The following is a 25,124-nucleotide window of genomic DNA, read 5'->3' as shown; positions in this document are numbered from 1 at the left end:
AGCTATTTCCATAATTTTAAAGCTCTGTCTGGATAATCAGTGATGAGTCCGTCTGTGCCTAATGCTTTCATTGTTAACATATCTTTTACTTCATTGACTGTCCACGGAATTACTTTGATGCCTTTTTGATGGCACATCGCCAATTTCCTTTTGGTTAATTGCTTGAAGTACGGACTGAAAACGTCTGGTAAAAAGCCTAATTTCTGTAAAGAAGGCTCAATTCCTTCACGTTCGACCAATGCAGACAAAGTGAATTTTGGATACTTTTGGTTTTGAATTTGCTGATGCCAAAACTGAAGGATGTTAAAATCAAAACTTTGGATAATTACTCTTTCGGCAGGAATGAATTGTTTCAAAACCTGATAAACCAAATCAGAAAATACTTCAATACTTTCAGGTTGTGAAATTCCATACTCTTTTTCTTCCGACTTGATTTCTATATTATAATGAACTGCTTTGAGTCCTTTTTGTTGAATATAATTTTCACAGAAAGCCAACATTTCGCTCAACAAAGGTTTATGAGTTGCCAATTTTTGTTGTGCAGGAAAAAGTTTATTTCCACGTAAACCCGTATCAAATTGCTGAATTTCCTGATAATTCATTTGATATAAATTCAGTGTTTTTTCTTCCTTTTTCAGCACAGGCGAACCGTTTGGATGAAAAGCAAAAAGTGCATTCATATAAGGTTCGTGCGATACAACTACTTGGTGGTCTTGGCTAATACAAACATCTAATTCCAAAGTATCAACGCCCAAATCCAAAGCTTTTTGGAAAGCTGGGATAGTATTTTCAGGCATCAGTCCACGGCAACCTCTGTGACCTTCTATTTCAAATGTATTTTGTGGCATAAGAAGTGATTGGTAATTAGTGATTTGTGATTAGTTTTTGGAACGGATTAGTTATTAGAATTAGAAAATTCTATAAGTTAATACTAAAAGGTACTTATAAAAACTTGTCGAGTAATTGATACTATTTAAGTAAGGTTTATTTGTTTCAAGTGTCTGATAATTAGTAGATTAAAAACTAATTACCAATCACTACTTGACTTTTTTAGAAAAGATTTAAGATAAAGTATTTTTTCTAAAAGCAGTTGGTGTATTTCCCGTGTATTTTCTAAACTGTTTACAAAAATGACTTTCATCGGTATAACCAAATTCATCTGCAATTTCTGTCAGCGTTAGTTGGCTGTACAACAAACGGGCTTCGATAAGTTTGATTTTATGTTTAGTAATGTATTGTTTCAACGATTCGCCAGTGTGCTTTTTGAAAAAAATACTAATATAAGCAGGAGCGTAATTGAAAACCTCGGCTAAATGTTCCACACTGAGTTCGGAAGGATTATAGATATGTTGTTTGATATACATTAAAATCGTTTCTACCGAATCTTGCAAAACTGGTTTTACAGGAGTTTGACCAAATAAATTGCGAGCCAGAATCATCATCATACTTCTCATTAAACTATCACGAATGATTTCAAAGTATTGAGATTGATGATTTTCATATTCACCTTCTAATACAGTAAGCAGATTATGAAGCTTCTGTTTTTCTTGTTTATCTTTCACGATAGAGCCACGACTTTGCGAAGAAGTATATAATAACGTTTTCATAATTTGCTGCCAAGTGCTGTCTTTTTCGCCAATCTGTTGATGAAAAGATTCATTGAAACGAATAAAGCAAAATTCAGTTAAATCATGAATTTCAAAATCATGATAATCTTCTGGACCCAATAGAAAAACATCACCTTCAGCATATTGAAAAGTATTTCCATTGATGTTGTGAATACCATTTCCTCTCAAGATAAAAATAATCTCGAAGTAAGTATGTTTATGAACCGAGTGCATCCATTTTTTAGCCTCGAAATGATAAATATTAAAAGGAGTATGGAGGATATATCTTTTCATTATCATCGTATTTAATATAGTTATAAAAGTACCGACATATATTGGATTTTTACAACTTATACAGCTTTGCTTTGGAGTAGTTTTGTGAAGTATAATCAATTATACCAATAAACCCATACAACTATGAAACGCATATTACTGTTGATTACGCTTTTTTCATCCCTTATTTTACTGCCATCCATGAATCAATCAGACGAATGGGAGCTACTTTTAGATAAAAATCTTACACAATGGGAAAATTATTTGAGCTATCGTCATAAAAGTGATTATAATGGAAAAATACCGAAAGATTCATTAGGAACTCCTATTCAGCCTATTGGTTATAATAAAGATAATACGCATGTCTTTTCTGTTATGAATGAACCAAGTGGACCAGTATTAAAAGTAAGTGGAGAGATTTATGGTTGTTTGTTTACAAAGAAGTCTTACGAAAACTATCACCTTAAACTTCAAGTAAAATGGGGCGAAAAAAAGTTTGAACCACGTGTGAACAAAGGGAGAGATAGCGGAATTCTATATCATTCTATCGGAGAAGCAGGGGCAGAATATTTTCGTTCATGGATGCTTTCTCAAGAATTTCAAATTATGGAAGGACATACCGGTGACTTTTGGTGTCAAGCTAATTCTGCCATTGATATACGTTCATTTCCATCAGAAGGTGTTGCCAGTAGCGTTGCTGATGAAAAACAGCCATTTATTACTTTCAAAAAAGGGAGCGACTATTATTGTATGCGTTCAGGAAATTATGAAAGTCCTGCTGGTGAATGGACGACGATAGAACTTATTTGCTATCAAGGGAAAAGCCTACACATTGTAAATGGACACGTTGTAATGGTCTTAAAAAATTCACGCTATATAACTCCTGAAGGAAAAGAAGTACCATTAACCAGCGGTAAAATTCAATTACAAAGCGAAGCTGCCGAAGTGTTTTATAGAGACATTCGTTTAAAACCATTGACGGCGATGCCTAAAGCTTATGAAAAATTATTTTAAGTATTTTACAAACCATAACAAATTGTTAAATAAATGAAAACAATAAAACGACGTTCATTCTTGACGAATGTAGCAATTACTTCTGCTTTAGGAGCAGTTGCTTTGCCATCAGAGGCAAAACCTAAGAAAAAAACCTTTATACATCACGTGTATTTTTGGTTAAAGAATCCATCAAGCGAAGCCGATAGAAGTAAGCTTATCGAAGGACTAACGGCTTTATCGAAAGTACCAACTATTCGTTTCCATCATATTGGCTTACCTGCCAGTACCAATCGTAGTGTGATAGAGCGTAGTTATTCAGTTTCGTGGATGTTGTTTTTTGATAATCTGGCAGAAGAAGAAATATATCAAACACATCCGATTCATTTAAAATTTATCGCAGATTACTCACATCTGTGGGAAAAAGTAACGGTTTTTGATTCGGAAGAAGTTTCATCTTCGAAATAATTAATTCCAGAATAAGAAAATACAAAGGTACAAAAGTTTCTCTTAAAGGAAACTTTTGTACCTTTGTATTTATATTTTACACCCTTTAATATTTATGTAAAATGCAAAACAATTTTAAGGTAGAATTCTTAGAAGAGGCTGTTGAATTTCTACGAAACTTAGACAAAAAACATTCAGAGAAAATACTTTTTAATATTCGTAAGTCACAAGTTGAAAATAACGCTGAACTTCTCAAAAAACTTAGTGATGACATTTGGGAGTTTAGAACACTTTATCAAGGAACCCAATATCGTTTATTAGCTTTTTGGGACAAATCAAGTACTGAAAACACATTAATTATTGCAACACATAGATTTGTGAAAAAGAGAAGTAAAGTGCCAGATAACGAAATACAAAAAGCAAAACAAATTAGGGTTAGATATTTTGCAGAAAAGGATAAACCATGAAAACATACACATTAGAGGACGTTCAAGACCAATTGATTGGTGAAATTGGAACGACAGAAAGAGATAAATTTGAATATGAATTGCAAATGGATTTAATTGGAAAAGCAATTAAACAAACCAGACAAGAAAGACATCTGACTCAAGAAGAATTAGGTAAACTCATTGGCGTCCAAAAAGCACAAATTTCACGCCTTGAAAGTAATGCAAGTAATGTGACGATTGATACACTGATGAAAGTGTTTACAGCTTTAAAGGCAAAAGTTACCTTGCAAATTGAATTACCCAAATAAAACTAAACATGGAGAGTTATACTATTACTGCTTCATACAAAACACATGAATCAAATTACGATACGGAAAGCCACATTTGATGATTTAGCTACACTTTTTCTTTTCGAACAAGGCGTTATCGAAGCCGAAAGACCTTTTGACTCTACCTTAAAAAATGATGAAATACACTATTATGATATTGAAGGAATGATAAGGGCTTCGCATATAGAATTGTTGGTGGCGGAATCCGAAGGGGAAGTAATAGGTTCGGGATATGCTCGTATTGAAAGTGCGAAACCTTATTTAAAACATGGTCGTCATGCTTATTTAGGTTTTATGTATGTGGCACCTGCTCATCGTGGAAAAGGAATAAACAAGAAAATTATGGATGGGTTGAAAGATTGGGTTCGCTCTCAAAACATTACAGAATTGCGTTTAGATGTATATCACGATAATATTTCAGCCATTAAAGCGTATGAGAAAATTGGCTTTACAAAACACATGATTGAGATGAGGTTGGGGTTATAAAGCAATGTGCTGTTGTTAGTATTTTTTACCAACAACAGCAAACGTCCTTCTTATTTCCCAACCAATTTAATATGATACTCCTGAATTAAAGCTGGATTTTCTGGCGTTAGCGTAAAGCTTATTTCAATATTGGCTTTTTCGCCTTCTAAAGTGAAAACGCCCCTTAGATTATTTTCAGGTTTGATTTCTTTTAAACCGATAATCTTTCCTGCATTTTCAAAAATTGGAATTGCTTCTTTTCTTAGGCTTTCTTCAAAGTAATCAAGGAAAAAATTCTCTGCAAAAATGCCTGTACTTTCTGCATTTTTCCAAGTAGGCAATATGGCAATTAACTCCTTTGTTCTTTGTTTCAAAATCGGAGAAACTGGAATGACTCTTGGTTTTAAATGAGCAAGAGCCACCAAAGTATCCAAAACTTGTACATTAAAATAGCCCGCATTGGCATAAGTAAGATTACTGAATGAAATTACGCCCAAACCATAATCTTGTAAAATACGCCAATTACTTCCGAAGCCGGGCAAACCTCCACTGTGACCTACCGAACGTCTTCCTTCTCCATCCGTAGCATGTCCTAAACCATAGCCATAAGCATTTGCCATCGGTGTTTTGCGACCAGTCGGATATTTGTAATTTGGATTCACACCAATAAACTGCCAAGGCTGTTGCATTTCACGCACAGAACTTCTTTTTACGGGTCCTTTTTCTGGTGCATCACTCGCTGGCCAAGCCGATTGATGAAAAGCAACGTACTTCGCAAAATCATCAATCGTGGTAATCATTCCGCCCATTGCGCCATAAGCTCCGTCGTGCAATAATGGTTGTTCAACCCAATTTTCATTGAGCCAACGATAGCCGTGCGCTAATTGTTCTGCTGGTACTTGGCTGTATTCCCAATAAGTATGGTTCATGCCTAAAGGCTTCAAAATTTTTTCGTTGATGTATTGTTGATATGTTTTTCCAGATACTTTTTTAATGATATAACCCAACATCGCAAAACCCATGTTGCTATATTCATAAGCGGTACTTGGGTTGTTAGAGAATGAAATGCCTTTTCGGAACATCTTCAACATGGCTTCGTCGCTGATGGCTAATTGTCGGTCGCCCCACGGATTATCTTCCGGAAAACCTGCTGAATGTGTCAATAAATTACGAACAGTAATCGCTGGCGCATCTTTGCTAAGTAATTGTTGGTTTTTTAATTCAGGAATGTACAAATAAGCTGGATTATCCAGTTTCAATTTTCCTTCATCTCTCAGTTTCAAAATCGCCATTGCAGTAAAACTTTTGGACATACTGGCAATTCTAAAATCAGACTGATTGGTCGCTAATACTTTTTTCTCCAGATTAGTATAGCCAATATTTCCTGAATGAATTAATTTTCCATCTAACACCAAGCCATAAACGAACGCTGGATAATGGTTTTTCTCGGCATAATCCTTAAAAATTTGGTCGATTTTCGGTAAAGCTTCTTTGATGTTTTTTAGTCGCTCGTCTTGGGCTTTTGCTTGGTTAAACGTAATGGCAATGCTACAGCAAAAAAGGAAAAGTAGTTTTTGATAGTTCATGATGCTTGTTGGATGAAGAATACGGTTTGAAAAGAGATTCAAAATACTTAATATTTTGTGAAATTCTTACAGAAGAATCTACTTTAATTTTAATTAGCCCAACATCAAGAAAATTGGAATAACCTACTTTTTCTTATTTTGAAAATACTGTTAAGTTATTGTATATTAATTGATTATAAAATGATTACTTCTGTCTTTTAGCGTTGTTGAAAGATAAATAAAGAGAATTGGCTCTAACGAAGAATTTTTGCTATTATATTTATACAAATTTATTCAGCAATTATCCTATCCTATAGGTCTTTTAATTGTATTTTATCATACTGTTTCCTTTTTAGTGCAGATGCAAAGCCAGATGAGTCTTACTTCCGAGAAAGTACTATGGAACACCTTCCGACAAGGTGATAGACAAGCATTTGCCATGATTTATGAACAATACATTCAAGCACTTTTGAATTATGGACATAAGATTACCCAAGATGAAAGTTTGATTGAAGACAGTATTCAGGATTTATTTTATGAATTGTGGAATAGTAGGAATAATCTTTCGGAAACAGATTCTATTAAATTTTACTTGTTTAAAGCATTAAGAAATAAGATTTATCGTAATAAAGAGAAAAACAATTTTGATATTATTGACGAAAACCAAGCTTTGCCAGATTGGTTGAACGAAGTATCAACCGAATACAGTATGATTCTTCAAGAACATGAAGAATCTCAACTCAATCATTTAAAAAGAGCCATTCAAAAACTGCCAAAACGCCAGCAAGAAGCCATTAATCTACGATTCTTCCATGATTTCAGTAATGAAGAAGTGGCGCAACTGATGGGCGTAAACTACCAATCTGCCTGTAAGTTTATCTACACAGGTTTACGATTTTTAAAAGAACATGTCATTTACCCAATCCTTATTGTATTGATTGCTAATTACTTGGATAAATTTTAAAATATTTTTATAAAAAAATGGATTAAAAGAAGCATTCCTGTGCATTAGTAAATGTAAGACGTTAAAACTATGTCGATGAATTATCAAAATTTTGAAATAGAAGATTTTGTAGCAGATGATTATTTCAAAAATTGGGTATTGCAACCCAATGCTGAAAGCGAATCCTTTTGGAATCATTATTTGGCGCAATTTCCAGAAAGAAGCGCTGTAGTTGAAGATGCTCGCTTACTCATTATTGGTTTGAGGGAAGCTGAAGCACAACATTTTCCTGTTGAAAAAACAACAAAGATTTGGGACAATATTCAACAAAAGGTACAAAGTAATGAAGATAGACAACTAGGCGGTAGATTTTTCAGACTAAAAATTCCATATCTCCGTATAGCGGCAGCGTTAGTAGTTTGTGTAGGTTTATCATACTGGTGGTTTAGTCAAAACCAATCATCATCTTTATACACAACAATATTCAGTGGCTCAAAATCTGATACAGATTTGGTTGAAGAAGTAAACCTAGGAAGTACAACTAAGAAAATATATTTAAGTGATGGTAGTGTAGTAAGTTTAGAAAAGAACTCTAAACTGAGATACAAAAAAGGCTTTGAAGCGAGTAAAAGAGTCGTTTATTTAACGGGAGAAGCCTTTTTTGAAATCTCTAAAAATCCTAAACGTCCATTTTTGGTATATGCCAATGAAGTAATTACTAAAGTGTTGGGAACAAGTTTCAGAGTAACAGCCTACGAAAATGCCAAAGATATTGTGGTTTCGGTAAAGACTGGAAAAGTATCAGTTTTTGCTAATAAATCGGCTACTGAGAAAGATGAAAAACTGGAAGATGAATTAAAAGGCGTGGTGCTAAAACCTAATCAACAAGCTGTTTATGAACGTAATACAGATAGGTTAAATAAAACTTTGGTTGCTTTGCCAGACATTTTAGTTTTGCCTTCAAACTATCATAATTTTGAATTTGATAATACACCAATCAGTCAGGTTTTTACAACATTAGAAAAAGCCTACGGCATTGAAATCGTTTATGATGAAGATTTGATGAAAGCTTGTTTTTTAACGGCTCCCTTAGGAAATGAATCACTGTTTGAAAAAATGAGAGTAGTCTGTAAAACGATAGGAGCGAGGTATGAAATTATCGACGGGCAGGTTGTCGTTTACAGTAAAGGATGTGAATAAAAATCAATCAATAATTACCAACCTAAATAATTTACTATGACAGCATAATTCCTTAACCAATTTATTTTTAATGGAAAAGCCGGCCGATGGTACCAGCATCAACCGACTTTAATTTGTCCCTCTTCTTCGCACGCTAATGAGATAGAGGATGGGAAGCATTTTGCAATTTTTTACCATTTACAAAACCATTTCAAAAGTATGGAAAAACATCGAAAAATTCCCCAGATTTTTCTAAAAATCATGAAATTATCTTTTCAACAATTTCTTATAGCAGTGCTGTTTACCAGTATGAGTTTTGCTCATACGAGTGCCCAGACTATTTTAGAAAAGAAAATATCCTTACATGCCGATAAAAGGGATATGAAAAGTGTGCTGAAAAGCATAGAACATTCGGCAGGAATCAGATTTACTTATATCCAAAATCTTATTCCCTCAGACAAAGTAATTTCTGCCAATTTCAGCAATGAAAAATTAGCGGTAATTCTTGATAATTTATTAAAACCCTACAAGATTGACTATGAAGTAACGGACAAGTACATCATTCTAAGCAAGCAATTGAGTGATTTGAAATTGATGCAAATGAAAGATTTTGACAGCGATTTCAGACAAAACTTAGCAATCACTATTACAGGAAAAGTAGTTGATGATAGAGGAGAACCTTTGCCCGGCGTAACAATCAAAGTAAAAGATACTTCTAAAGGCACAGCAACAGATGGTAAAGGTGAATATAAAATAGCAGTTCCTGATGCTCAGAGTGTACTTACTTTTTCCTTTGTGGGTTATCTTCCTCAAGATATTATTGTAGGGAATAGAAGTACCATCAACGTTACTTTAGCAATTGATAATGTTACTTTATCAGAAATTGTGGTAGTGGGTTATGGTACCCAAGACCGCCGTGATGTAACAGGTGCAGTAGCAACTATTAAAACTCAAAACATCAAAGATTTACCTGTTACCAGTGTTGACCAAAAATTGGCAGGACAAGTAGCGGGTGTGCAAGTAAGCCAAGTTTCGGGTACGCCAGGAAGTGGTCCTGTTATCAGGATTCGAGGTTCTGGCTCTATTGGTGCAGGTGATGACCCTTTGTACGTAATTGACGGTTTCCCGATGACGAACTATTACAGCAAAACATCCAATCCATTAAGTACGATTTCTCCTGATGATATTGAATCTATCAGTATTTTAAAAGATGCTTCTTCTACGGCTATTTATGGTTCGAGAGGTTCTAATGGCGTTGTTTTGATTACGACTAAACATGCTAAAAATGGAGCAACCAATATAGAATTCAATGTTTATACGGGAATCCAAACAGTTCCAGACCGTAACAGAGTACAAGTAATGAGTGCATCGGAATTTGCTCAGAATAGAATTGATGCTGCGCAAGGTTTAGCTGCGATTAAAGGACAAGCTTTTGATATTAATACTGTTGCGGAGGCTTATCGCAATCCAAGTAGTATTGGTGCAGGAACAAACTGGTTTAATGCAATGAGCCGAAATGCACCTATGCAAAACTATAATTTAACGATTACAAAAGGAACTGAAAATTTACGTTCGATGGTTTCTTTGGGTTATTTTAATCAACAAGGTGTTTTATTGAATACTGATTTTCAACGCTTTTCAATTCGTGGAAATATTGACGCTAATATTTCTAAGAAAATCACGGTTGGATTAAATATTTCTCCTTCGTTTACTATCAGGCATTTAGCAGAAACCGAAGGACACTTCAATACTGCCATTGTTACACAATCTTATTTGAATAGTCCATTCCCGACTGTTTATCAAGCTGATGGTACTTATACGCCCAATATTACTTCGGCAGGATTTTTCAATAATGCCAATCCTGTAAATATGTTGGTAAATACCACTAATTACGGAAACAACATCCGTACCTTGGCAAATACTTATTTGGGCATAGAAATTTTACCGAATCTTAAATTCTTGACTACTTTCAACACCGATTTATTGATTGATACACAGGATAAATTTACTCCATCAACCGTTGGAGGTTTCCGTAATCCTCCGCCAACTTTGGCTACGGGAAGTAATTACTCTGCTCGTACTTTCAACTGGTTATCAGAAAATACTCTTACTTATAGCCATAGCATTAAGGAGCATAGATTTACGGCTTTGGTAGGGTATTCTGCTCAGAAAGAGATATTTAAGTCAACTACAGTTAATGGAAATGGTTATGCAGATGATGTTATTCAAACCATTAACTCGGCTATTGCAACGGGCGTAAGTGCTTCGGCTGGTGGTGGAAAAGGAGCTTTACTTTCGTATTTGGCAAGAGCTACTTATGCTTATAAAGACAAGTATTTATTCAATGCAACAGTTAGACGAGATGGTTCTTCAAAATTTGGTTTGGATAATCGTTGGGGTACTTTCCCTTCTGCTTCTGTTGGTTGGAGAGTTTCAGAAGAGAAATTCTTTCCTAAATCCGACATTGTTGATGATTTAAAACTAAGAGTAAGTTACGGTTTAGCTGGAAACAATAATATCGGAAACTTTACTGCTCAGAAATTATTGGGCTTAGATAATTATGTTTTTGGTGGAAAAATTGTAACAGGTCAGGCGATTAATTCTCTGGGAAATACCAATTTAGGTTGGGAACAATCTAAACAAACAGACATTGGTTTGGATGCTTCTTTATTGAAAGGAAAGTTAAATCTTATCATCGAACTTTATGAAAGATTTACAGAAAGTATGTTGCAAAGTATTGATATTCCTTCTTCTTCGGGTTTTAATTCAACCATTACCAATTTAGGAAATGTACGAAATCAAGGTTTAGAAATATCTTTAAGTAGCAGAAACATCAATAAAGGTAAATTCCATTGGGATACTGATTTCAACATTTCTTTCAACAGAAATAAAGTAATCAGTTTAGGAAATAGAACCAGAATTCAATCTGGAGATAATGGAAGTGTAACCATGCTTGACGAACCAATGGGCTTATTCTTTGGCTATAAAATGGCAGGTGGTTTCTTTAATACAGTAGAAGATTTAACGAAATATCCTCGTGCTTCGGTGCAAACGATTGGAAGTATTCGCTTTGAAGATATTAACAAAGACGGAAAGATTGATGGAAACGACCAAACCGTTATCGGTAGTCCGTATCCAAACTTTATTTGGGGCATGACCAACCGTGTAAGTTATGGTAATTTCGATTTCTCAATGCTTATTAATGGCTCGCAAGGCGGACAAATCTTAGATTTTTACAAAAGATTTCTTTACAACCAAGATGGCGTGTTCAATCTTCACAAAGATGTAATTAATGCTTACAAAGACATCAATAACCAAGGAACTGGTAGAATTCAAAGTGCGGGTTCTGCCTTGGCAGGTGATTCTTTTTCAAGAAATACTAGTGATGCTTGGGTAATGGATGGTTCTTATATGGTTGTGAGAAACATTACTTTGGGTTATAATTTCAAACCTAAGAAATACTTCAAAGGATTAAGAGCTTATGTTTCTGGTCAAAATCTTTTCACGGTTTCTTCTTATACAGGTTCATTCCCTGAAGTAGGTTTCAATGGTAGTAATTCATTAGCTCCGGGCGTAAATTATGGTAGTTATCCTGTTGCGGCAACTTATACTTTAGGAGTTAATTGTAAATTTTAATCAAGAACCGACATGAAAAAAATAACGATACTATTACTTTCTTTGGCTTTAGTTGCTTGTAAGGATTCTTTCCTTGAATTAACGCCTGATACAAACGGTTCGGTAGATAATTTCTATCAAACCAAAGAGCAATTTATTCAAGCTGTGAATGCGGCATATTCTCCGCTTCAAGGAATTCAAACGGGTTCTTTATGGCTTTTTGCTGAAATGCGTTCTGATAATACTTCTTATCAACAAAACACATCCGACCGCTCTGGAACGATTCGTGAAGAGTTGGATGAATTCAGAGAAAACGACCAGAATGCTAATTTTCAGTCATTTTTCAGTGCAAGTTACTTGGGCATCAGTCGTTGCAATCTTTTATTGACGAAGCTTTCTTCAGCTACATTCGACCAAGCCACTCGTGATAGATTAGAAGGCGAAGCTCGTTTTTTAAGAGCTTTTTATTACTTCAACTTAACAAGAGTATTTGGTGATGTGCCTTTGATTTTGAAAGAAGTAAATTCTCCAGAAGATGCCTTCGCTACTGCTCCAAGAGTACTTGAAACAGAAGTATATAAAGCCATTATTGATGATTTTAAAGTAGCAATTGCAAAACTTCCAGCTTCATTTTTAGGCGCTGATTTAGGTAGAGCTACTTCTGGTGCGGCTAAAACTTTATTAGCAAAAGTATATCTGACCCAAAAGAATTATACTGCTGCCAATGATTTATTAAAAACCATTGAAACGGAAGGTGCTTATCAATTAAATGCCAATTATGCTGATAATTTCAAGAAGAAAAACACGGCTGAATCTATTTTTGAAATTCAATACGTAGAAGGACCAGGTGGGAAGAGTAGCAATTTTGCTTATTCATTTGCTCCTTATAATTCAGGAACTATCGTTACTGGTTTTGCTTTGGCATCTGGTGCAGCAGCGGGTTGGAATATTCCTACGCAAGACCTTATGGATGCTTATGAAGTTGGCGATAAGCGTTTTACGGCATCTATCAATACAGCATTTACCGATCCTACTTCTAAGAAAGTTGTTCCATATATTCAGAAGTATGCGAATCCACCTTATTTAGAGCGTTTTAATACGGGAGATAACTTTATCGTTACTCGTTTGGCGGATGTGTTATTGATGCAAGCTGAAGCTTTGAATGAGATTAGTTTCCCCAATCAAACGGCTTTTGATTTATTGAATAGAATACGTCTTAGAGCAGGATTGTCGGCTAAAACGCAAACGAATATTACTTCACAATCAGCAATGAGAGCGGCTATTCAGCAAGAAAGAAGGGTAGAATTAGCTTTTGAAAATCACCGTTGGTTCGACTTAGTGCGTACTGGTGATGCTGTAGCGGTAATGACGGCTCATGCTATCAAAGAAAAAGCTTTGAAGTCTTATATTCTACCAAGTTCATTTGCAACAATTGCATTGAAATTCCCTTATCCATATCGTGAAACGCAAATCACGACAACGAAGTAGATAATTTCTGCATTGCAGGTTGCAATATCATGAATGCAGTCGCTAATATTACCATTGCAGGTTGCAATATCATGAATGCAGTCGCTAATATTACCATTGCAGGTTGCAATATCATAAATGCAGTCGCTAATATTACCATTGCAGGTGTCAATATCATGAATGCAGTCACTAATATTACCGTTGCAGGTGTCAATATCATGAATGCAGTCGCTAATATTAGCATTGCAGGTGATAATATCATAAATGCAGTCGCTAATATTAGCATTGCAGGCGGTAATATCATGAATGCAGTCGCTAATATTACCATTGCAGGTGGCTATATTAACAATGTTGGAAAATTTTCAGATTAGGCAACTTTCAAAAAGTTGTCTAATCTTTTACCTTATTGCGATTCTCGCTCCTCTAAAAGACTCTTTCCATGAATAATATTCGCAAAAAAACTCCTTTACTCTTTCTGTTATTAGCTTGTTTACTAGCAAGTTATCGAAGTGTTTCTCAACAAAAGGCAACAGTTATTACTGAAGATATTTTCCAAAAACCAACCCAACAATTCGGTATTCGTTGTTGGTGGTGGTGGCTGAATGGTAATGTTACCAAAGAAGCCATTACTCGTGATTTAGAAGAAATGAAAGCCAAAGGTTTTAGTGGAGCTTGTATTTTTGATGCGGGTGGCTACAATCAAAGAGGAAATGGCGATGTGCCAGAAGGTCCGATGTTTGGCTCAAAAGCTTGGCGAGCACTTTATTTACACGCCATTAAAGAAGCGAATCGTTTGGGTTTAGTGATGTCACTGAGTATCCAAAGCGGTTGGAATTTGGGTGGTCCCGATATTAAGCCAGCCGAAGCTGCCAAGCAAGTAGTTTCATCTGAAACCCAATTACAAGGTGGTAAAATGGTTGATATTACTTTGCCTTTGCCCAAAATCAAAGATGATTTCTACAGAGAAATTGTAGTCTTGGCAATTCCAGATAAAGGGATTAAAGACCGCAAACCTATCAAAGATTTTGAAAACAAAGCCGCTACTCGTGAAGTAGGCTGGTCTGTACCCGAAACCAGACCTTTGTTAGTGGATATTCCTGCTACAACTGGCGAAGAGGATGCTCAGAAAAAAGAAGTAATCAATGTATCGCAATGGGTAAAAAATGGCAAACTCCACTGGCAAGCGCCCAAAGGGAATTGGCTTATTTTACGCATGGGCTACACCGTAACGGGTGCGGAGGTTTCTACCTCAAGTGGCAAATGGCAAGGCATGGTGATTGACTATACCAGCGAAAAACATTTTAATCGTTACTGGGATACCAATGTTGAGCCTTTACTAAAAATGATTGGCACAATGGCGGGTAAAACCTTACGCTATTTACAAACCGATAGTTTTGAAGCAGGAGGAATGAACTGGTCGGATGGTTTTGAAAATGAATTCAAAAAAAGAAGGGGCTATGACCCCATTCCATATTTGCCCGTATTGGCAGGAAAAATCATTGAAAGCCGTGAAGCAAGTAATAATTTCTTGAATGATTTAAGAAAAACTTTGAGCGATTGTATTTCGGATAATCATTACAAAGTATTTGCTTTACGAGCTAAAAAGTATGGCATGGGGATACAACCTGAGTCGGCAGGCCCACATGCAGGCCCTTTTGATGGCTTGAAAAACTACGGACATTCTGAAATTATGATGAGTGAATTTTGGTCGCCTTCACCACATCGCTCAAAAGACATTGACCGCTTTTTTGTAAAACAAGCAGCCAGTGCCGCAAAGATTTATAATAAAAAATTGGTTGGGGCAGAATCTTTCACAACGATTGGACCACATTGGAATGACGTTATTTGGTCAGATATGAAACCCAGTGCAGACCATGAATTTTGTGCAGGTTTAAACCTAATTTATTTACATACTTTTACTTGTTCGCCCAAAGAAATGGGCTTGCCCGGACAAGAGTATTTTGCGGGAACGCATTTCAATCCGAATGTTACTTGGTGGAATTATTCAACGGCATTTATTCAATACTTAAGTCGTTGCCATTATATGATGCAAGAAGGCAGAGCCGTAGCCGATGTATTGTATTATTATGGCGATCATGCACCGAACTTAGCACGCTACAAAGCCGATGACCCCGCAGGAGCTTTACCAGAATATGATTATGACGTAATTAATGAAGATAGATTATTAGCACTATCAGTAAAAGATGGTAAAATCTATTTACCACATGGTGATTCTTATCGAGTTTTGGTATTGCCAAATCATAAGATTTTATCATTGAAAGCTTTGAAAAAAGTACAACAATTACTCTTAGAAGGAGCAACAATAATCGGAACAAAACCATTGAGTACCTCCAGTTTGGTGGCATCGCCAAATGCTGAATTAGAAAGAGCCAAAATTGCTCAACAAATTTGGGGAAATGATGAAAGTACAACAGGCGAAAAACAATATGGAAAAGGCAAAATCATTTGGGGTAAAACTGCCAGAGAAGTACTGAAAGCCAATCACATTTTACCCGATTGTGAATGGACGAATAAAGAAGCGACACAAAACTTTGATTATATCCACCGAAAAGCTGGAGCAATGGATTTTTACTTTATCAGTAGTCAGAATAAAAAAAAAGCACAAGTAACTGCAAATTTTAGCATTGGTGACAGAGTACCAGAATTGTGGGATGCTGTTACGGGAAGCATTATTCCTGCTAAAAATTATACTTTAGCGAATGGGCAAATTAGTATTCCATTAGCATTTAATCCTTACGGTTCAGTCTTTGTTGTTTTTAGAAAAAAGCTGTCGCAAGTACCCAAAACAGAAAATACAGATTTTGTACAATATCAAGAAAAGCAAAACTTAAATACTACTTGGCAAGTATATTTTGACCCAAAATGGGGCGGAACAAATTGGACGACTTTTGATAAATTGTATGACTGGACAGAACGCCCAGAAGAAGGAATCAAGTATTATTCTGGCACAGCTATTTACAAAACGCAGTTTGATGTAAGCAATCTTCAAAATAATGAGTACTTAGATTTGGGTGAAGTAAAAGATGTAGGCATTGCCAAAGTAAAATTGAATGGCAAAGATTTAGGCATTTTATGGTGTCCACCTTTTAGCGTTTCCGTAAAAGGTTTATTGAAAGAAAAAGGTAATGAATTGGAAATAGAAATAGTAAATACTTGGCGAAACCGACTCATCGGCGACCGTGAAAAACCTGCAAACGAACGTTTTACCAAAACCAATATCACCATCAAACCCGATTGGAAATTAATGCCTTCTGGACTTTTGGGACCTGTGCGTTTGTTGAAGGGAGAATAAAATATAAAACAGAATCCCCCAAAATCTATGTGATTGCAGTAGCGGCAACCCTTGCGGTTGCCGTTTCGTCAGAATGGTTATTATCAAGAACGGCAACCGCAAGGGTTGCCGCTACAAGTTTAATTATTTACATCATAATTATTTAAAAATCCCATTTTTCAAAATCTTCACTGCATCCTCAGTCTCTTTAAAATTCATGGAAGCAAAGCCCAGTCTGCACGCATTTTCTGTTGGATATGCCGCTCCATCTGAAATGTACAAACCGTTTTTAATTAATTTTGGAGCAAGCTCTATCAAAGAAATACTTTTGTCAAACTTTGCCCAAATCGCCATACCGCCGTCTGGTACTTTAAAATTGATAACATCGCCCAATTCGTTTTTCAATAAATCACAAGTAAAATCTCGCCGTTCTCTGTAAATCTTCAACACTTTAGCGGCGTGCCGTTTCAGCGTGCCATTTTCCAGCATATCAGCCAAGGACAATTCTAAAATAGTATCGCCTTGTCGGTCGATGATGCGTCGTAATTTGGCTAATTCTTCAATAATTTCCTGCTTCGCCACCACGTAGCCCACTCGAAATGTTGGGGCAATTTTTTTGGTAAAAGAACCAATATACACCACCAAACCATGTCGGTCGGCACTTGCCAAAGGTAAAACTGGTCGATTGGCATAATGAAAATCGTAGTCGTAATCGTCTTCAAGGATATAAAAACGATACTTTTCTGCCAAAGCCAAGAGTTTAATTCTTCGTTCTGGCGTAAGCGTTACCGTAGTAGGATGATAATGATGCGAAGTAACATAAATCGCTTTGATAGATTTTTGCCGACAAATATCTTCAATAGCATCTACCACAATTCCCTCTTCATCAATCGGAATAGTGTTCAATTTTGCACCTAACGTAGCGAAAGTCATGTTGGTCGCAGGATAGTTCAAATCACCAACAATTACTTCATCACCTTTTTCAAAAAGGGCTAAACCCACCAAGTAAATCGCCATTTGGCTACCACGAGTTGTAATAATTTGTTCGGGCGAAGTATTCATTCCACGAGTTTCGTTCAATACTTTGGCAAAAACTTCACGAAGACGTAGAGCTCCATACACAGAAGTATATTGCAAAACTGATGGCTCGCCAAATTTGATATAATGTGCATATAAACGAGCTAGTTCATCACGAGGAGCTAAACGTACATCAGGCAAACCATCATTAAAAGCCAGTCTTTGCGTAATAATTGGAGGGATTTTCACCAAAGTATTTTTAGTGAAATTCATCGAAAAGTCTTCTTTACTCTTTGCTTCAAAATCTTGTTTGGAGAGCTGAACAGGCTTAACATTCGGAAGATGTTGGGCGATAAAAGTGCCTTTCTTAGGCAAAATTTCAATCCAACCTTGTGAATACAATTCATCATAAGCCGCCACAACGGTTTTTCGGTGAAGTGCCAAAAGCTCCGCCATTTGTCGAGAACTCAACAATTTTGTGCCTTTTTTCAGAATACCTGATTGAATATTTTTGATGATTTCATTAGCAATTTGTACGTAAACTGGCAATGAAGAATCCTTCTTGATATCGATTAAAGTTTTAAAAGGTATTTCCATCTGGACTACTTGATGTTAAAATTGTGGCATACTATAACAAGCCAGTAAAGATAGAGATTTGCAGAAAGATTTGAAGATAAACCCTTTAAAATTATGGCAACATTACCAATTACTGAAAGAACAAAAATTAGCCGTGCGGCAAAAAAAGGAGATTATACTGAAGAAACTATTTACAGTATTTTAGATGAAGGACTTTTTTGTCATGTTTCTTATGTAGAAAGAGAAACTCCGATGTGTATTCCCACGGGGTACGGACGCATTGGCAATAAATTATATATTCATGGCTCAGTAGGCAGTCATTTTATGCGAGCCATTGCCGACGGCAGAACAGTTTGTTTGAGTGTTTCTTTAATTGATGGATTGGTTTTGGCAAGGTCGGCGTTTAGTCATTCTGTCAATTATCGTTCGGTGGTGATGTTTGCCAAAGGAACAGTTGTGACGGACGAAGAGGAACGTTGGGATTCTTTGATTGCCATTACCGAGCAATTTATCTCAGGACGTTGGGACAATGTACGTTTGCCTTCAAAAAGTGAAATGCAAAAAACAATGATTATTTCATTTCCTTTAGAAGAAGCCTCGGCCAAAACTAGAAGTGGACCACCAAACGATGATCAAGAAGATTATGATTTTCCAGTTTGGGCAGGAGTTTTACCGCTGAAATTGCAAGCCCAAACACCCATTACTGACCCAAAAATGCAATTTGATTTACCTGTTCCAGAATATGTTAGTAAATTAGTTGTGAATGAGGTTTAAATTGTGAATTAGTGAGTTGTGAATTTTTAATCACTAATTCACAACTCACTAAATTGTAAAATCACTAACTCACTCATTCACAATTCACTAAATCACAATTAAAAAAACATGCAAATCCTACCTCCATTACCCGAAGAAAATTTTGGAAATTTTAGCAATTATATCAACAAAGTAAATACCGTTGAATTATTAAAAGGCTTGAATGATAACCAAGAATCGCTAATGCAAAAAATACTTGCTTTGGACGAAGCAACATTGAATTTTAAGTATCAACCCGATAAATGGACGATTAAAGAAGTAATTGGTCATGTGATTGATACCGAAAGGATTTTTGCTTACCGTGCTTTGCGTTTTGCCCGAAAAGACAAAACCGCTTTGGCTGGCTACGACGAAGTTTTGTATGGCGATACTTCTAATGCTGGACAAAGAGACATTCAAGATTTATTAGAAGAATTCGTAGCAGTCCGAAAAGCGACCATTACTTTATTCAAAAGTTTCAATGAAGAAATGTTGAATGAAAAAGGCATTGCCAGCAATTTTACTATTTCTGTACGTGGATTAGGCTATGCCATTTTAGGGCATTGCACGCACCATTTACAGATAATTGATGAACGATATTTGGTTGGGTAATCTTACCAAATACTCTTTCTTTAATCTTTGAAAGTATTCTTAAAAATATAAAGTATTGTTATTTTTAGATATTGTTGGTTATTTCGTGTAAATTTTATGTTGAAACATGAACCACAATATTAAAAGCAACCAACTATCGCAAGAGCAAATACTCTGGAATCTTTTCAGAGAGGGCGATGAGGTGGCTTTTACTCAACTGTCGAAACAGTTTTATAAGACGTTGGTGCATTATGGTGGAAAATTTACTTCAAATAGTCAAATCATTGAAGATGCCATTCAAGATTTACTTATTAAACTTTGGCTTCGTCGGGCTTCGCTAACGGAAGTGGAATCGGTGAAGTTTTATTTACTGAGAGCTTTCAGAAATCAACTTTTCAAGACTTTACAAACTTTCAAAGCTGTGCCTTTGGAAGATGATTTTGATGATATTCATTTTGAAGATTCTTCCGAAACTTCTTTTATCGAAGAAGAATCTTCAAAAACCATGCTTCATAAAGTTTCCTACTCTTTACAACAGTTGCCAGAAAGGCAACGAGAAATACTCTATTTGCGATTTTACCAAGACCTTCGTGTGGAGGAAATCGCTCAATTACTTCAAATCAAACCGCAATCAGTCAGTAATACCATTCAACGAGCTTTGGCAACGCTTCGTGAGAATTGGGAAATCATTTTGATGTTTTTTTGTTGGTTTATCTGTTAGTCTTTCTTTCTCCAATTCCATTTTAACAGTATTTTATCTTCCTAACGTGCTGAAAAAATAGCATGAAAATATTTATTGTATAATTTTTTTAAAAAATTGTCTTTTTTGTGAGTATCCGAAAAGCATTTTAAGGATGTTAGCAGTAGAATGTCTATTTAATCATTTATATGATAACTAATAAAGAGTTTCAAGAGCTATTAGAAAATACAAGTTTTAGAACTTGGGTATTCGAAAAAAATGCACAAGATGATGCTTATTGGACATCTTGGGTAGCTGAAGATATATCCCGAAAGGAATTAGTTGAAAGAGCAAGCGCTTTTTTGCTTTCGATACAAGGTAAATCTGTTGATTTAGAAGAACAATATATTGATTTACAAATTCAGAAAGCTATTCAAAATGCTAAAAAGGAAGAAAAAACGATTGTCGAAGAAATAGAAATCACCGAAGTAATACCACTTTGGAAACGCTATTGGGCAGTTGCGGCTTCAGTGATTGTATTGCTTGGAGCATCTTGGTTTGTGCTGAATAAAGATGCTAGTAAACAAGAATTTGCATTGTATCAACAACAAGTTTTAGAGGCAAAAGTAAGTAATGAACTGGTAGAAGTAATTAATGAAGGAGAACAAAGTAAGTTGGTTCAATTGCCTGATGGGAGTTCTATTGTTTTACAGAAGAACAGTCGCTTGAGCTATAAAAAAGCTTTTGATGCTGACAAAAGAGAAGTTTACTTGGTTGGAGAAGCCTTTTTTGAAGTAGCCAAAAATCCAGAACGTCCGTTTTTTGTATATGCCAACGAATTAGTAACAAAAGTATTGGGTACAAGTTTTACCATCAAGGCTTTTGGTAAAGACAAAGACATCAGAGTAATTGTGAAAACAGGAAGAGTATCGGTATTTACCCAAACAGATAATAACGCCACTCAACTTAAAAATAATCGTGAATTAACAGGAATGGTTTTGACCGCCAATCAACAAGCCATTTATCAACGACAGGAAATTCGACTGGTGAAAGCCATTGTTGATAATCCTGTGATATTAACCTTGCCAATTGAGAATCAAAAATTTGAATTCGTAGCAACACCCATTTCAGAAGTATTTGGCATTCTTGAAAAATCTTATGGTGTTGATATTGTGTATGATGAGGAAGTGATGTCTAAATGTAGCATTACCGCTAAACTTGGCGATGAGCCACTCTTTGAAAAATTAAAATGGATTTGTTCAATCACAGAAGCGAGTTACGAAGTTTCTGATGGACAAATTATTATCACTGGAAAACCCTGTAAATAAATCGTATTAATCCCTAAAAACCAATTATAAAAAAGGGTGAATGATGTTCCCGCATCATTCACCCGAAAAGTCCCCTTCGCTTTGCTTCGACACAAACATCCAGAAATGGATGAGGGGATTGCTTTGCCAATTCTTTCCAACTAACAAATCATTCAAAAGTATGAAAAAAAAATTGCCATCGTATCAAATTTTACGAAAAATCATGAAAATCAGTTTACTGCAAATCGCCTTATCAGTTTTGTGCATGAGCTTTTCTTTTGCTCATGACACCAAAGCACAAGATTTGTTAAACAAAAAAGTAACGATTCATTTGAAAAAGAATGAAGTAGAGAATGTTTTACAGAAAATTGAAAAACTAGCAGGAATCAATTTTATGTATAGCCCAGAATTGATTGAATCAAAAAGAAAAGTTTCAATTGATGCTGAAAGCAAACCTCTATCAGAAGTTTTGACGGACTTTTTATCTCCGCTAAGTATTAATTATGAGGTGTCTGGTCAACAAATTCTGTTAAAAAGAAAAAACGAAACCCCAGTAGAAAACAAAACCAACATCGTTCAAGAATCCGAAAAAATTGAAGAGGTGATCACAGGGACGGTTACGGATGAAAAAGGAGAGACACTTGTTGGGGTGAGTATTCAAATTAAAGGGACGACTCGTGGTACGACGACCGACCCAAATGGAAAGTATAGAATATCAATTCCTAACGAGCAAACAGTGTTGGTTTTTACTTCGGTGGGTTATATCAAAGCAGAAGTAGCAGTTGGCAAGCAGACTTCATTGAATGTTGTTTTAAAAGCAGATATTGGAAATCTTGACGAAGTAATTGTAGTGGGTTATGGTACGCAAAAGAAAAGTGAAATTTCAGGAGCTGTATCAGTTGTTACTCCAAAAGAAATTTCGCAAAATCCTTCACCAAACTTGAGTAATTCATTGGTTGGGCAAACGGCTGGGCTTATCGCTACACAGCGTTCAGGTGAACCGGGGAAAGATGCTTCAAATATTTATATCAGAGGGATTGGCACAACGGGAGATGCTTCTCCAATCTTTGTAATTGATGGTATTGTTCGTTCTTCAAGCGATTTTGCTCAATTGAATTCAAGTGAAATTCAGTCTTTTTCTATCTTGAAAGATGCTGCAAGTGCGGCTGTTTTTGGAATCCGTGCGGGGAACGGAGTAATTCTTGTAACAACTAAAAGAGGAGCGGAAGGAAAAATGCAAATCAATTTTTCTACCAATATTGGTGTACAAGAGCGAACCAGAAATCCTCAATTTTTGAATTCGTATGAATTTGCATCACTTTACAATGAAGCTTTAGCGAACGAAGGAAAATCGCCACTTTATTCAGCAGACGACTTAGAGAAGTATCGTACACATTCAAGTCCAGATACTCATCCAGATTCAGATTGGTTTTCGGTATTAAAAAATAACGCTCTCATGCGTAGTTATAACCTTTCGGCTACTGGCGGTACTGATAAAATCCGTTATGCAACTTCTTTTGGTTATTTAAAACAAGACGGGATTATTCCTTCAAACGTATTTAATAGATATAATTTTAGAACAAACATAGATGCCAATGTAACAAGCACTACTAAATTATCTTTCGACATTTCTGGTCGTGATGAAAAAACAAACAACGTTGCGTCAACAGAAGTATTTCGCTGGATGTCGGGAACGCCACCGAATAGAGCGCCAATACAATGGTCGAACGGACAATATTCTAATGGACCTTCGTATTTAACGCTTCCTGATAATGGTTACAGAAAAACTGGGATTCAGTCGTTTAGAGGTAGAATAGAATTAGAACAACAATTACCTTTTATTCCGGGCTTATCAATAAAAGGTATCGCTGCTTATGACAAAACCTTTACAGGAGATAAAAATTGGACTTTCACTAAAATTCCTTTTTATAACAGACTTCCCGATGGAACTTTTGTGGAGGGAGCAAAAGGAGCTAGTTTGTTAGACCAAAGAAATTACGATGACCAATCAATAACTTTAGAAACGCACTTGAATTATAAAAAGACGATTGGAGCAAGTGTATTAACAGGTTTACTACTTTATACGCAAACTAAACAAACTTGGAATTCTTTGTCGTCTTCAAGAGATGGATTTAATCTAGGGATTGATGAGATAAACTTTGGTGCTGCTGCCAATCGTAACAACAGTGGTTATTCAGGAAGTAGCGGAAGACAAGGGATTGTTGGTAGATTTAACTGGTCTTATGATGATAAATATACATTAGAAGGTAGTTTTAGAGCCGACGGTTCAGAACAATTTGCTTCAGGTAAAAGATGGGGCTTTTTCCCATCAGTTTCTTTGGGTTATGTAATTTCACAAGAGTCATTCTTGAAACAATCATCAACGATTGATTACTTAAAGATTCGTGGTTCTTACGGTATCTTAGGAAATGACCGTTTAGGAAATCAAAGATTCCTTTACTTACAATCTTATTATGTAAATAGTTCGGCTGTTTTTGGTAATGGAAATGTACAACCGGGTATTGACGAAGGCCGTTTATCAAATCCAAACGTAACTTGGGAAACGGTTAAAAAGCTTAATGTCGGAGTTGACGCAACACTTTGGAAAGGAAAGTTAACAGCAAGTGTTGATTATTTCTTCGATAAAAGAAGTGATATTTTGGCTGATAGAAACCTTTCTGTTCCTAGTCTTCTTGGTATTGGTTTGCCTATTGAAAACTTGGCAAAAGTTAATAACGGAGGTGTTGAATTTACCTTAGGACACAGAAATAAAGTAAATAAAGATTTGCGTTATTCAATGAGTGGAAATTTCACTTTTGTGAAAAACAAAATCATTTATATTGACGAAGCCAATTCTGAAAACCCAAATATCAGAAGAACTGGTCAGCCACTTTATACACAATTTGGTTTAAGAGCCATTGGATTATTCCAGACACAAGAGGAAGTGAACAATGCGCCAACTCAAATTGGTAAAACTGCCCCTGGCGATATTCGTTTCGAAGATATTAACAAAGATGGCAAAATCAATGACCTTGACAGAGTAGCTATCGGAAAGTCTAATACGCCTGAAATCATCTTGGGTTATAGTGGAAATGTACAGTACAAAAACTTTGAGTTTTCATTCTTATTCCAAGGAGCTACCAATGTAGATCAATATTATGCTGGAGAAGGAGCATGGCCATTTTTTGTGGGTGCTGGTGCTTTGAAAGCAAATTTAGACCGTTGGACGCCATCAAATCCAAATGCTAGTGAACCTCGTGTATTAATTGATGTAAGTAATCTTAACCACAGTGAATCTTCATTCTGGATGAAAGATGCTTCTTATATACGTCTTAAAAACATAGAAATTGCTTATAATCTTCCTGTAGAATTATTAAAGCAAAATTTTATCAAAGGAATGCGCATTTACTTTAATGCAAATAACATTGTGACGTGGTCGAAAATTAAAAATTATGACCCAGAAAATGCAAGTGGTAGAGGGTGGGATTATCCGCAGTTTAGAATTTGGAATGCAGGTGTAAACTTTAAATTTTAAAGA

20 protein-coding genes are annotated in these 25,124 nt (G+C 35.8%); 16 read left to right on the top strand and 4 right to left on the bottom strand.

The annotated features are described in order from the left end of the window. Window positions 1-2: 2 nt before the first annotated feature. Window positions 3-848 carry a glycerophosphodiester phosphodiesterase family protein gene (locus ABID42_RS04970; protein WP_367282719.1) on the bottom strand — a complete coding sequence of 282 codons (846 nt, stop codon included), beginning with the start codon at window positions 846-848 and terminating at the stop codon, window positions 3-5. A 213-nt stretch (window positions 849-1,061) separates the two neighbouring features. Further along, window positions 1,062-1,901 carry an AraC family transcriptional regulator gene (locus ABID42_RS04965; protein WP_367282718.1) on the bottom strand — a complete coding sequence of 280 codons (840 nt, stop codon included), beginning with the start codon at window positions 1,899-1,901 and terminating at the stop codon, window positions 1,062-1,064. Window positions 1,902-2,024: 123 nt separating this feature from the next. Here ABID42_RS04965 and ABID42_RS04960 point away from each other — a divergent pair, with 123 nt between their 5' ends. The 5 genes from ABID42_RS04960 to ABID42_RS04940 all read left to right on the top strand — a co-directional run bounded on the left by ABID42_RS04960 (window position 2,025) and on the right by ABID42_RS04940 (window position 4,584). Then, entirely contained in the window at window positions 2,025-2,894 is an 870-nt protein-coding gene (locus ABID42_RS04960) for a 3-keto-disaccharide hydrolase (RefSeq protein ID WP_367282717.1), read from the top strand. Window positions 2,895-2,927: 33 nt separating this feature from the next. Next, window positions 2,928-3,341, top strand: coding sequence for a Dabb family protein (locus tag ABID42_RS04955; RefSeq protein WP_367282716.1), 414 nt, complete (start codon window positions 2,928-2,930; stop codon window positions 3,339-3,341). Window positions 3,342-3,442: 101 nt separating this feature from the next. Further along, entirely contained in the window at window positions 3,443-3,787 is a 345-nt protein-coding gene (locus ABID42_RS04950) for a type II toxin-antitoxin system RelE/ParE family toxin (protein ID WP_367282715.1), read from the top strand. Beyond that, a complete protein-coding gene (locus ABID42_RS04945; RefSeq protein ID WP_367282714.1) occupies window positions 3,784-4,077 on the top strand; it encodes a helix-turn-helix domain-containing protein in 294 nt (97 codons plus the stop codon). Before ABID42_RS04950 ends, ABID42_RS04945 begins: the two co-directional genes overlap by 4 nt. Before the next feature lie 45 nt (window positions 4,078-4,122). Continuing rightward, window positions 4,123-4,584 carry a GNAT family N-acetyltransferase gene (locus ABID42_RS04940; RefSeq protein WP_367282713.1) on the top strand — a complete coding sequence of 154 codons (462 nt, stop codon included), beginning with the start codon at window positions 4,123-4,125 and terminating at the stop codon, window positions 4,582-4,584. Between the two features lie 50 nt (window positions 4,585-4,634). Here ABID42_RS04940 and ABID42_RS04935 read toward each other — a convergent pair whose 3' ends face one another. After that, window positions 4,635-6,149 (bottom strand): serine hydrolase domain-containing protein, encoded by a 1,515-nt coding sequence (locus ABID42_RS04935; RefSeq protein ID WP_367282712.1) that lies wholly within the window; start codon window positions 6,147-6,149, stop codon window positions 4,635-4,637. 352 nt (window positions 6,150-6,501) lie between these two features. Here ABID42_RS04935 and ABID42_RS04930 point away from each other — a divergent pair, with 352 nt between their 5' ends. The 6 genes from ABID42_RS04930 to ABID42_RS04905 all read left to right on the top strand — a co-directional run bounded on the left by ABID42_RS04930 (window position 6,502) and on the right by ABID42_RS04905 (window position 16,645). Beyond that, entirely contained in the window at window positions 6,502-7,092 is a 591-nt protein-coding gene (locus tag ABID42_RS04930) for an RNA polymerase sigma factor (protein WP_323256734.1), read from the top strand. A 75-nt stretch (window positions 7,093-7,167) separates the two neighbouring features. Then, on the top strand, window positions 7,168-8,271 hold the full coding sequence (locus ABID42_RS04925) for a FecR family protein (protein WP_367282711.1): 1,104 nt from the start codon (window positions 7,168-7,170) through the stop codon (window positions 8,269-8,271). Window positions 8,272-8,511: 240 nt separating this feature from the next. Further along, entirely contained in the window at window positions 8,512-11,886 is a 3,375-nt protein-coding gene (locus ABID42_RS04920; RefSeq protein ID WP_367282710.1) for a SusC/RagA family TonB-linked outer membrane protein, read from the top strand. 12 nt (window positions 11,887-11,898) lie between these two features. Further along, the gene (locus ABID42_RS04915; protein WP_367282709.1) at window positions 11,899-13,353 is read left to right on the top strand and encodes a RagB/SusD family nutrient uptake outer membrane protein; all 1,455 of its coding nucleotides are present in this window, start codon (window positions 11,899-11,901) and stop codon (window positions 13,351-13,353) included. A gap of 29 nt (window positions 13,354-13,382) precedes the next feature. After that, window positions 13,383-13,703 (top strand): hypothetical protein, encoded by a 321-nt coding sequence (locus tag ABID42_RS04910; RefSeq protein WP_367282708.1) that lies wholly within the window; start codon window positions 13,383-13,385, stop codon window positions 13,701-13,703. A 68-nt stretch (window positions 13,704-13,771) separates the two neighbouring features. Beyond that, window positions 13,772-16,645, top strand: coding sequence for a glycosyl hydrolase (locus ABID42_RS04905; protein WP_367282707.1), 2,874 nt, complete (start codon window positions 13,772-13,774; stop codon window positions 16,643-16,645). A 138-nt stretch (window positions 16,646-16,783) separates the two neighbouring features. On the opposite strand, the gene pdxR is transcribed toward ABID42_RS04905, so the two are convergent. Further along, the gene (pdxR, locus tag ABID42_RS04900) at window positions 16,784-18,238 is read right to left on the bottom strand and encodes a MocR-like pyridoxine biosynthesis transcription factor PdxR (protein WP_367282706.1); all 1,455 of its coding nucleotides are present in this window, start codon (window positions 18,236-18,238) and stop codon (window positions 16,784-16,786) included. Between the two features lie 93 nt (window positions 18,239-18,331). On the opposite strand from pdxR, the gene ABID42_RS04895 reads away from it, so the two are divergent. The 5 genes from ABID42_RS04895 (at window position 18,332) to ABID42_RS04875 (ending at window position 25,121) form a co-directional block, all read left to right on the top strand. Further along, complete coding sequence (locus ABID42_RS04895; RefSeq protein ID WP_367282705.1) at window positions 18,332-18,991, top strand: pyridoxamine 5'-phosphate oxidase family protein; 660 nt, start codon at window positions 18,332-18,334, stop codon at window positions 18,989-18,991. A 108-nt stretch (window positions 18,992-19,099) separates the two neighbouring features. Further along, on the top strand, window positions 19,100-19,621 hold the full coding sequence (locus ABID42_RS04890) for a DinB family protein (RefSeq protein ID WP_367282704.1): 522 nt from the start codon (window positions 19,100-19,102) through the stop codon (window positions 19,619-19,621). 106 nt (window positions 19,622-19,727) lie between these two features. Beyond that, entirely contained in the window at window positions 19,728-20,321 is a 594-nt protein-coding gene (locus ABID42_RS04885; RefSeq protein WP_367282703.1) for an RNA polymerase sigma factor, read from the top strand. 167 nt (window positions 20,322-20,488) lie between these two features. Further along, entirely contained in the window at window positions 20,489-21,607 is a 1,119-nt protein-coding gene (locus tag ABID42_RS04880) for a FecR family protein (protein ID WP_367282702.1), read from the top strand. Between the two features lie 160 nt (window positions 21,608-21,767). After that, complete coding sequence (locus ABID42_RS04875) at window positions 21,768-25,121, top strand: TonB-dependent receptor (RefSeq protein WP_367282701.1); 3,354 nt, start codon at window positions 21,768-21,770, stop codon at window positions 25,119-25,121. Window positions 25,122-25,124: the final 3 nt, after the last annotated feature.

The sequence above is a fragment of the Arcicella rosea genome (genome assembly GCF_040543805.1).
GTDB classification, from domain to species: Bacteria; Bacteroidota; Bacteroidia; order Cytophagales; family Spirosomataceae; genus Arcicella; species Arcicella rosea.
This window is presented reverse-complemented; position numbering and strand designations above follow the sequence as displayed.